8 protein-coding genes are annotated in these 9,518 nt (G+C 55.2%); 4 read left to right on the forward strand and 4 right to left on the reverse strand.

From position 1 onward, the window contains the following. The first annotated feature begins 128 nt into the window (after nucleotides 1–128). From glnL to MYY08_RS10825, 3 genes are all read left to right on the forward strand, one after another. The gene (glnL, locus tag MYY08_RS10815) at nucleotides 129–1,178 is read left to right on the forward strand and encodes a nitrogen regulation protein NR(II) (RefSeq protein ID WP_038629202.1); all 1,050 of its coding nucleotides are present in this window, start codon (nucleotides 129–131) and stop codon (nucleotides 1,176–1,178) included. A 7-nt stretch (nucleotides 1,179–1,185) separates the two neighbouring features. Beyond that, complete coding sequence (gene glnG, locus MYY08_RS10820; protein WP_038629204.1) at nucleotides 1,186–2,595, forward strand: nitrogen regulation protein NR(I); 1,410 nt, start codon at nucleotides 1,186–1,188, stop codon at nucleotides 2,593–2,595. 108 nt (nucleotides 2,596–2,703) lie between these two features. Next, nucleotides 2,704–2,826, forward strand: a complete 123-nt coding sequence (locus MYY08_RS10825) for a YshB family small membrane protein (RefSeq protein ID WP_144380575.1) — start codon at nucleotides 2,704–2,706, stop codon at nucleotides 2,824–2,826. A 38-nt stretch (nucleotides 2,827–2,864) separates the two neighbouring features. Here the strand turns inward: MYY08_RS10825 and hemN are convergent, their stop codons facing one another. Next, nucleotides 2,865–4,238, reverse strand: a complete 1,374-nt coding sequence (hemN, locus tag MYY08_RS10830) for an oxygen-independent coproporphyrinogen III oxidase (RefSeq protein WP_084969886.1) — start codon at nucleotides 4,236–4,238, stop codon at nucleotides 2,865–2,867. A gap of 245 nt (nucleotides 4,239–4,483) precedes the next feature. Beyond that, nucleotides 4,484–4,999, reverse strand: coding sequence for a Der GTPase-activating protein YihI (gene yihI, locus MYY08_RS10835; RefSeq protein WP_084969885.1), 516 nt, complete (start codon nucleotides 4,997–4,999; stop codon nucleotides 4,484–4,486). 555 nt (nucleotides 5,000–5,554) lie between these two features. On the opposite strand from yihI, the gene yihA reads away from it, so the two are divergent. Beyond that, on the forward strand, nucleotides 5,555–6,175 hold the full coding sequence (gene yihA / locus MYY08_RS10840) for a ribosome biogenesis GTP-binding protein YihA/YsxC (RefSeq protein ID WP_038629210.1): 621 nt from the start codon (nucleotides 5,555–5,557) through the stop codon (nucleotides 6,173–6,175). Between the two features lie 82 nt (nucleotides 6,176–6,257). On the opposite strand, the gene spfP is transcribed toward yihA, so the two are convergent. Together spfP and polA are read right to left on the reverse strand one after the other, a co-directional pair. Then, complete coding sequence (gene spfP / locus MYY08_RS19265) at nucleotides 6,258–6,305, reverse strand: small protein SpfP (RefSeq protein WP_071892919.1); 48 nt, start codon at nucleotides 6,303–6,305, stop codon at nucleotides 6,258–6,260. Nucleotides 6,306–6,558: 253 nt separating this feature from the next. Next, complete coding sequence (polA, locus tag MYY08_RS10845) at nucleotides 6,559–9,348, reverse strand: DNA polymerase I (RefSeq protein ID WP_038629213.1); 2,790 nt, start codon at nucleotides 9,346–9,348, stop codon at nucleotides 6,559–6,561. Nucleotides 9,349–9,518 lie beyond the last annotated feature (170 nt).

Below are 9,518 nucleotides of genomic sequence, written 5' to 3' on the forward strand. Positions count from 1 at the left end.
TTTTTGTTGCCGTGGAAACTTTCAGCCCATCTTCGGATGGGCTTTTTTCTCCGCGTCTTCAACGGCCGGAATATCGCGTTATCAAACCTGAAACTATAATGCACTAAAACAGTGCAGGAGAACGCTGTATGGCAACTGGCCCCTTGCCCGATGCTGGGCAGATTCTCAATTCCCTGATTAACAGTATCCTGCTGGTCGATAACGAACTGGTGATTCATTACGCCAACCCCGCAGCCCAGCAGCTGTTGGCGCAAAGCTCGCGTAAGCTTTTCGGTACGCCGTTGCCGGAGCTGATGGGCTATTTTTCTCTGAATATCGCCGTAATGCAGGAAAGCCTGGCCGCTGGTCAGGGATTTACCGACAGCGAAGTGACGCTGGTGGTGGACGGCCGCGCCCATATTATGTCGCTCACCGCGCAGCGCCTGCCTGACGGCCTGATCCTGCTGGAAATGGCGCCGATGGATAATCAGCGCCGTCTCAGTCAGGAGCAGATACAGCATGCGCAGCAGGTTGCCGCGCGCGACCTGGTGCGCGGACTGGCGCATGAGATCAAAAACCCGCTCGGCGGACTGCGCGGCGCGGCGCAGCTGCTGGCGAAGGCGCTGCCCGATCCGTCGCTGACGGAATATACCAAAGTGATTATTGAACAGGCCGATCGGCTGCGCAATCTGGTCGACAGGCTGTTAGGGCCGCAGCAGCCGGGCATGCACGTGACGCAAAGCATTCATCAGGTGGCGGAGCGCGTGGTGAATCTGGTCAATATGGAGCTGCCGGAGAATGTCTCGCTGGTGCGTGATTACGACCCCAGCCTGCCGGAACTGCCGCACGATCCCGATCAGATAGAGCAGGTGTTGCTGAATATCGTTCGCAATGCGCTACAGGCGCTGGGCGACGCAGGCGGCACCATTACGCTGCGTACCCGCACCGCGTTTCAGCTGACGCTGCATGGCGCGCGTTATCGTCTGGTAGCGCGTATTGATGTGGAAGATGACGGACCAGGCATTCCGACGCAGCTGCAGGATACGCTGTTTTATCCAATGGTCAGCGGTCGGGAGGGCGGAACCGGACTGGGCCTCTCTATTGCCCGCAGCCTGATCGACCAGCATTCTGGAAAAATAGAATTTAGCAGTTGGCCTGGCCATACCGAATTTTCGATTTACCTGCCTATTCGCCAGTGAGGTTTCTATGCAACGAGGGATAGTTTGGATCGTCGATGACGATAGCTCCATCCGCTGGGTGCTTGAACGCGCACTGACCGGAGCCGGTTTAAGCTGCGCCACGTTTGAAAGCGGCAGCGAAGTGCTGGACGCACTCGCCAGCAAAACCCCAGACGTTTTACTGTCTGATATTCGTATGCCCGGAATGGATGGCCTGGCGTTACTGAAACAGATTAAACAGCGTCATCCGATGCTGCCGGTGATTATCATGACGGCGCATTCAGATCTGGATGCGGCGGTCAGCGCCTATCAGCAGGGCGCGTTTGATTATCTGCCTAAGCCGTTTGATATCGACGAAGCCGTCGCGCTGGTTGAGCGCGCAATCAGTCATTATCAGGAGCAGCAGCAGCCGCGCGACAGGCCAGTGAGCGGGCCGACCACTGACATCATTGGCGAAGCGCCGGCGATGCAGGATGTGTTTCGCATTATCGGTCGTCTTTCGCGCTCTTCAATTAGTGTGCTGATCAACGGCGAATCGGGTACCGGCAAAGAGCTGGTGGCGCATGCGCTGCATCGCCACAGCCCGCGCGCCAAAGCGCCCTTCATTGCGCTGAATATGGCGGCGATCCCGAAAGACCTGATTGAGTCTGAGCTGTTCGGTCATGAGAAAGGCGCGTTTACCGGCGCCAATCAGATTCGCCAGGGGCGTTTTGAGCAGGCGGACGGCGGTACGCTGTTTCTTGATGAAATCGGCGACATGCCGCTGGATGTGCAGACGCGCCTACTGCGCGTGCTGGCCGACGGGCAGTTTTATCGCGTCGGCGGCTATGCGCCGGTAAAAGTGGACGTGCGGATTATCGCGGCAACCCACCAGAATCTTGAGCTGCGCGTGCAGGAAGGCAAGTTCAGGGAAGATCTGTTCCACCGTCTGAATGTGATCCGCGTGCATTTGCCGCCGCTACGCGAGCGCCGCGAGGATATTCCACGGCTGGCGCGCTACTTCCTGCAGGTAGCCGCACGCGAGCTGGGCGTAGAGGCAAAAATCCTGCACCCTGAAACCGAGGCGGCGTTGACGCGGCTGCACTGGTCGGGCAATGTGCGCCAGCTGGAAAATACCTGCCGTTGGCTGACGGTGATGGCTGCCGGACAGGAGGTCCTCATTCAGGATTTGCCGCCGGAGCTGTTTGAAAGCAGCAGCAGCGATCCCGCCGTACAGTCGCTGCCGGACAGCTGGGCCACGCTACTGGCGCAGTGGGCCGATCGGGCATTGCGATCCGGTCATCAAGACCTGTTGTCGGAAGCTCAGCCGGAGATGGAACGCACTCTGCTGACCACCGCGCTGCGCCATACGCAGGGCCATAAGCAGGAAGCGGCGCGGCTGCTGGGCTGGGGACGCAACACCCTTACGCGTAAGCTAAAAGAGCTGGGAATGGAGTAGACGAAAAAAGTGTAAAAAAGATTATTTATTGCGCAATTTTTCGCAGGCACGCTCTTTACACGCCGGTGCCGTTCAGTATCATTCTGAGCGGTTGCCCGGAGGTTTATCATGTTTGAATCACTGATGCATTTGGTCTCGCAGAGCGCTGAAACCGGCGCTGCTATCGGCCATTCGCCGCAGACCGCGCTGGCGGCTGTGCTGTGCGCCGTGATGCTCAATCTGTTTAATTAACAAAAAGGCCGGCGCTCCCGGCCTTTTTGCTTGCTGTGCTAAATAACGCGCGAGAACTGCTGCTGCCGCGCTTTTTGTCGCATATAAACGTCAAAGCACATGCAGATATTGCGGATCAACAGCCGTCCCTTTGGCGTCACCTGTAAGCCTTCCGGCAGCACGTCCACCAGCCCATCCGCCGCCAGCGGCGCCAGCAAAGCCAAATCCTCGGCGAAGTATTCGGTAAATTTCACGCCGCTTTGCTTCTCAATGTCGGCGAAGGAGAGCGCGAAGTTACAGATCAGCGCTTTAATCACATCGCGCCGCAGGCAGTCGTCGGCGCTCAGCGTTAAGCCGCGCCATAGGGCGTTGCCCTGTTGCTCTACGCTGGCGTAGTACGCCTTAAGCTCTTTCTGGTTCTGCGCGTAGCAGTCCCCCAGCATACTGATCGCCGATACGCCCATTCCTAACAGATCGGTGTCGCCGTGAGTGGTGTAACCCTGAAAGTTGCGGTGCAGCTTGCCGGCGCGCTGCGCGACGGCCAATTCATCGTCCGGGCGGGCGAAATGATCCATGCCGATATAGTGATAGCCTTGCGCGGTCAGCGTGGCGATGGTTTGTTGCAGGATCACCAGCTTCTGCGCCGGTCCCGGCAGTTCGTCGTCTTTAATTTTACGCTGGGCGGCGAACAGCGTCGGCAGATGCGCATAATTGAATACGCTTAAGCGATCGGGCCGCAGCTCTGCCACTTTTTGCAGCGTATAATCGAAGCTTTCCGGCGTTTGCATCGGCAGGCCGTAGATCAGGTCGATATTGCTTGAGGTAAAGCCCAGTTCGCGCGCGCGCTTGATCAGCGCGAAAATAAAGGCTTCATCCTGCACGCGGTTGACCCGCTCCTGCACGACTTTATTAAAATCCTGTACGCCCATACTGAGGCGAGTAAAGCCAAGCGCGCGCAGGTGATCGAGTATATCCAGCTCGATTTCGCGCGGATCGACTTCGATAGAAATCTCAGCCGTCGCGCTGAAATTGAAGCATTTCCGCAGCACCGCCATCAGACGACTCATTTGCGCTTTGCTTAGCCACGTCGGCGTGCCGCCGCCCCAGTGCATCTGCGTGACGCTGCGTCCGCCAAACAGCGCCGCCCGCTGACGGATCTCCTGCTCCAGCACATCCAGGTAGCGATCGCCTTTATGCATCTGGCGCGTGACCTGCTTGTTGCAGCCGCAGAAATAGCAGAGGCGATGGCAAAAAGGAATGTGGATATAGAGAGAGAGCGGTCGATCGGGATAGCGACGGGCGGCCTGCTGAAATGCCGCCTCGCTCCAGCCTTCGGTAAACTCCAGCGCGGTGGGATAAGAAGTATAACGCGGCCCGGCATAGTTATACTTTTCGATCAGGGCCTGATCCCACTCGGTTAACGGCATTGACATGTTCACTCCTTCCATTTACGACGCCTTACGGGCCGCGTCAATGGCAGGGAGGCCTGGCGCTGCCGGTTAGCGGTAGCACGGCGCAACCGGGATTTCAGCTGCGTCAGGCGGCGTAGTTTAACAAACAGCCAAAACAGATAACACGCCAACAGGAGTGCGATAATTGATCCAGGCCAAAACATAGTGGGATACCTGAATGAGCGGACGAGCGTTTTCGCCAGCGCCCGTCAAATTACGCGGTACGTTTAGCGCTCGCCTTTCAGCAGACGATACATATCTTCATCCGCTTCTTCATCTGCGTCGTCGTCATCCATGCCAATGCCCAGCTGTTCCATCAGCACATCAATGCGGTCCAGCGTTTGATCCAGCCAGGCCTGCTCTTCCGCCGACAGCACTTCGCCATTCTCCAGACGATCCAGCAGCGCATCAAGACGCTCGTCGTTTTCCAGCTTCGCCAGCTCGTCTTCCGGGCTCATCTGCGGCTTCTGCTGAACAGGCGCCTTTTTAATCGGCTTAGCGACCGTCACGCCTTCTTTCAATAACGGCACCGGTTTTTTACTGCCGATACGCGGGTCTTTTTCCTTGTTAGCATTTCCTTTGCCGTTTTGCTGCGCAATGGGGTTCGCGCGGCTGCCTGCCGCATGTCCGCGACGCTTTTTGTCGCGTTTACGATCGCGCGCTTCCTGATTTTGATCTTCGCGCGATTGACGTTTTACTTTTGGCGCCGCGCTGGTTTGTGGCTTACGTGCAGGTTTCATGATCTTTTATCCGGGGGGTTTTCTTTAGTATAGAATTGCGGCGGAATCTAGCAGAAAGCGCACAAAGAAAAAAGGCGGCAGGTCACCCTGTCGCCTTTTTTCGTACCTTCCGTAGAAGGATAACCATCCTTTAAATCCGTTTTGCAGTCAACGTCCCGGTTTTTCCCTTTGCTATTCGCTCTCATCCTGAGCGTTTCCTTTTCCCTGACGGCACGTTCCTTAGCGCCCTTTCCCTTTCCCTGCTCTGTGCGTTCCCCGCTTCCCTGAGCGCTTCATCCTGAAGTGAGCCATCCAAACTCTGTGAATTACTTTAGACTAACTGCTCAAAGTGGCAAGATACATAAGCCATTTATTCTTTCTTATTCGGCATCGCTCTATTTAATTTATTGAACTTTATAGAAATTAATAAAATCGAAGTTCTAACAAACGTCAATAACTGGCAATAACTATGGCAAATATCTTACAAAGTTTTTCATAAAGCTGGCCAGGCAGCGCTTTGCCCGCTTTAAGGGTATAATCACGACATTCAACACACCGACCTCTCCAGGAGTCTCTATTTTGTCAGGCTGGAATTATCACGTCACACACTTCGTTACCAGCGCCCCCGATATTCGTCACCTTCCGGCTGATGAAGGTATCGAAGTGGCATTTGCAGGCCGTTCTAATGCGGGTAAATCCAGTGCCCTCAATACATTGACCAACCAAAAAAGCCTGGCGCGCACCAGTAAAACGCCTGGCCGCACTCAGCTGATCAACCTGTTTCAGGTGGCGGAAGGCGCGCGGCTGGTCGACTTGCCGGGCTATGGCTACGCTGAAGTGCCTGAAGAGATGAAACGCAAATGGCAGCGAGCGCTGGGCGAATATCTGCAAAAGCGGGAATGCCTTAAGGGGCTGGTTGTCCTGATGGATGTTCGTCATCCGATGAAAGATCTCGATCAGCAGATGATTGAATGGGCGGTGCAGAGTCAAATTCCGGTGCTGGTGCTGCTGACCAAGGCGGATAAGCTCGCCTCAGGCGCGCGTAAGAGCCAGCTCAATATGGTGCGCGAAGCATCGATGGCGTTTATGGGCGATGTGCAGGTCGAACTCTTTTCTTCCCTGAAGAAAATGGGCGTCGATAAACTGCGCGATAAGCTGGATAGCTGGTTTAGCCCGCTCAAAGACGAGCCGGCGGAATAAGGAAGGAGGGTGCGCTGCATCCCGTCTGGCAGGCGCCCAATAAAAAACGCCCCAGTCACAGAATGACTGGGGCGGCTAATATTCAGCCAAATCCGATTACGTGAAGTAAAAGGTCTGAAAGATAGAACATCTTACCTCTGTACCCTACGCCGTAAACTTTACCCGATTTTTTCTGACCGACAAAGCATTTTTTGTAGTTAATTTTCATAAAACTGCTGTTTTTTCTTAACAGCCGTCACATAAACAGTGAATCCCTGTAGCTTAATTACTAAAAAAATGTTTGAGCGTCATGATGCCAGCACAGGCTTATTTCTTCAGAAAAATCAGGCGTTCCTGACGGCATGTCGCGGAAGCGCGCTGCCGCCAGGCTGGTCTTTACGGCATCAGTGCGCCTGATCCCAGTTATCGCCTACGCCGACATCTACCCGCAGCGGTACATCCAGCTTCACACTGTTTTCCATCAGCTGCTGGATTTTCGCGCTGGCGGATTTAACGTCTTCTTCCCGCACTTCAAATACCAGTTCATCGTGAACCTGCATAATCATTGTGACCTGCGGCGCGTCCGGCTGGCGCAGCCAGGCATCGACGTCAATCATTGCACGCTTGATAATGTCCGCCGCGGTTCCCTGCATCGGCGCGTTGATTGCCGCGCGCTCCGCCGCCTTGCGTCGAATGGCGTTAGCGGATTTGATATCAGGCAGCCACAGGCGACGGCCATCCAACGTAGAAACATAACCTTGCTCGGACGCTTGCTGACGCGTGGTTTCCATATAGGTCAGCACGCCCGGATAGCGTTCAAAATAGCGATCCATATAGATTTTCGCTTCGCCCGCGTTGATATTCAGCTGACGCGACAGACCAAATGCGCTCATACCATAGATCAGACCGAAGTTAATCGCTTTCGCGCTGCGGCGCTGTTCGTTGGTTACCTTATCAACGCTGACGCCGAAAACTTCCGCCGCCGTCGCGCGGTGGATATCCTGACCTTCGGCAAAAGCGGCAAGCAGCCCTTTATCCTGCGACAAATGCGCCATAATGCGCAGCTCGATCTGCGAGTAATCCGCCGCGACGATGCGGCAACCTTTCGGTGCGATAAATGCCTGGCGGATACGGCGCCCTTCTTCATTACGCACCGGGATGTTTTGCAGGTTAGGATCGGTCGACGAGAGACGCCCTGTCGCCGTGACCGCCTGTTGATAAGAGGTGTGCACCCGGCCGGTACGCGGGTTAATCATCTGTGGCAGCTTATCGGTATAGGTCGATTTGAGCTTGGACAGGCCGCGATGCTCCAGAATCACTTTCGGCAGCGGGTAGTCGAGCGCCAGCTCGGCCAGCACTTCTTCGCTGGTAGAAGGCGCGCCGCCCGGCGTTTTTTTCGTGGGCTTGATCCCCTGCTTTTCAAACAGAATAGTTTGCAGCTGTTTAGTTGATGAAAGATTAAACGGCTCGCCCGCCAGCTCATGCGCTTTTTCTTCAAGCTCTTTCAGGCGCGTGGTCAGCTCCTGAGAATGCTTCGCCAGAATGTTCTGGTCGATTAAAACGCCGTTGCGTTCGATGCGTGAAATCACTGTCAGCAGCGGCATTTCGATCTCTTCAAACACCTTTTTCGGGCCAGCTTCTTTCTCCAGCTCCGGCCACATTTTTAGGTGCAATTGCAGCGTGACGTCTGCATCTTCCGCAGCGTAATGCGCCGCCTGCTCCAGCGCGATCTGGTTAAAGGTCAGCTGGTTTTTGCCTTTGCCCGCGATTTCGGTGAAGGTGACCGTTTTATGGTTCAGCCAGCGTGACGCCAGGCTGTCCATATCATGCTTACCGACCACGCTGTTCAGCATATAGGATTCAAGCATGGTGTCGAATTTAATGCCGCCCAGCTCGATATCGTAGTTTTTCAGCACGCTACGGTCGAACTTGAGGTTCTGACCCACTTTCAGACATTTTTCATCTTCCAGCAGCGGCTTGAGCCGCGCCAGCACGGCGTTGCGATCCAGCTGATCGGGCGCATCCAGGTAATCATGCGCCACCGGCAGATAGGCCGCCTCGCCCGGCGCGACGGCAAAGGAGAGGCCGATAATGTTGGCGGTAAGAGTGTCCAGCGAATCGGTTTCCAGATCGAAAGCGAACAGCTCGCTCTGCTGAAGTTTCTTTAGCCAGCTGTCGAAAGTCGCTTCATCCAGGATAGTGACGTAGCCGTCAGAAGAAAGCACGCTGACGCTTTCTGGCTGCGGCGCTGGCTCCTCTTCCGCCAGCTTTTTCTGTGCGCCGACATTGCTCTTGCGTCCCTGAAGCCATTTGCCCTCTTCCAGATCGGTCAGCCAGCGGCGGAATTCATAATGACGGAACAGACCCAGCAGCGTCTCGACATCCGGCTCATTGACCGTCAGCTGCTCGCAGTCTACATCCAGCGCCACATCGGTTTTAATGGTAGCCAGCTGATAAGAGAGCAGCGCCACTTCTTTATTCTGCTCCAGCTTCGCCGCCATGGTTTTTGCGCCACGGAAGCTGAGATCGGCGATCTTATCCAGATTTTCATAGAGAGTGGTAATGCCGCCCAAGCCCTGTAACAGCGCCTGCGCGGTTTTCTCGCCCACGCCAGGCACGCCGGGAATATTATCGGAGGCATCGCCCATCAGCGCAAGGAAGTCGATAATCAGTTCAGGCGGGATGCCATATTTTTCCTTAACCTCGTCCGGACCAAGGATGGCGTTGTTCATGGTGTTGATAAGCGTGATGTTCGGCGTAACCAGCTGGGCCATATCTTTGTCGCCGGTACTGATCAGCACCGCGCGCCCCTGCTGTTCCGCCTGCAGAGCCAGCGTGCCGATCACGTCATCCGCTTCTACGCCTGATACCGCCAGCAACGGCAGCCCCATCGCGCGCACCATATTATGCAGAGGCTCAATTTGCGCCCGCAGATCATCCGGCATGGGCGGACGGTGGGATTTGTAATGCTCAAACAGTTCGTCACGGAACGTTTTGCCTTTTGCATCAAACACTACGGCGACATGGCTGGGTTTGTACTGTAACAGTAAGCTACGCAGCATATTGAGGACGCCATACATCGCGCCGGTCGGCTCGCCAGCGCTGTTCGTCAGCGGAGGAAAAGCGTGATAGGCGCGATAAAGGTAGGAAGATCCATCTACCAGAATCAAAGGGTTTTCTGCGATTTGGGCCATAGTTTTCACGTTCCAGGATGATCGTTGGTATGGGCATAAGGATGCCACATCATACGGACAAAAATGAAATAACCTGGACGGAAGTTTAGCGACAGCTCAGGGAAATTGCGCAGGGCCAGTGTTTATCACCTGTGGATAACTTTGTGCGCAAAAATACTAACGTATTGTTA

The sequence above is a fragment of the Mixta sp. genome, assembly GCF_024610815.1.
In the GTDB taxonomy this organism is placed as follows: Bacteria; Pseudomonadota; Gammaproteobacteria; order Enterobacterales; family Enterobacteriaceae; genus Mixta; species Mixta calida.

What these genes read in the sequence shown, in the direction of transcription:
- glnL (WP_038629202.1), top strand. Translation starts at nt 129, where the DNA reads ATGGCAACTGGCCCCTTGCCCGATGCTGGGCAGATTCTCAATTCCCTG.
- glnG (WP_038629204.1), top strand. Translation starts at nt 1,186, where the DNA reads ATGCAACGAGGGATAGTTTGGATCGTCGATGACGATAGCTCCATCCGC.
- MYY08_RS10825 (WP_144380575.1), top strand. Translation starts at nt 2,704, where the DNA reads ATGTTTGAATCACTGATGCATTTGGTCTCGCAGAGCGCTGAAACCGGC.
- hemN (WP_084969886.1), bottom strand. Translation starts at nt 4,238, where the DNA reads ATGTCAATGCCGTTAACCGAGTGGGATCAGGCCCTGATCGAAAAGTAT.
- polA (WP_038629213.1), bottom strand. Translation starts at nt 9,348, where the DNA reads ATGGCCCAAATCGCAGAAAACCCTTTGATTCTGGTAGATGGATCTTCC.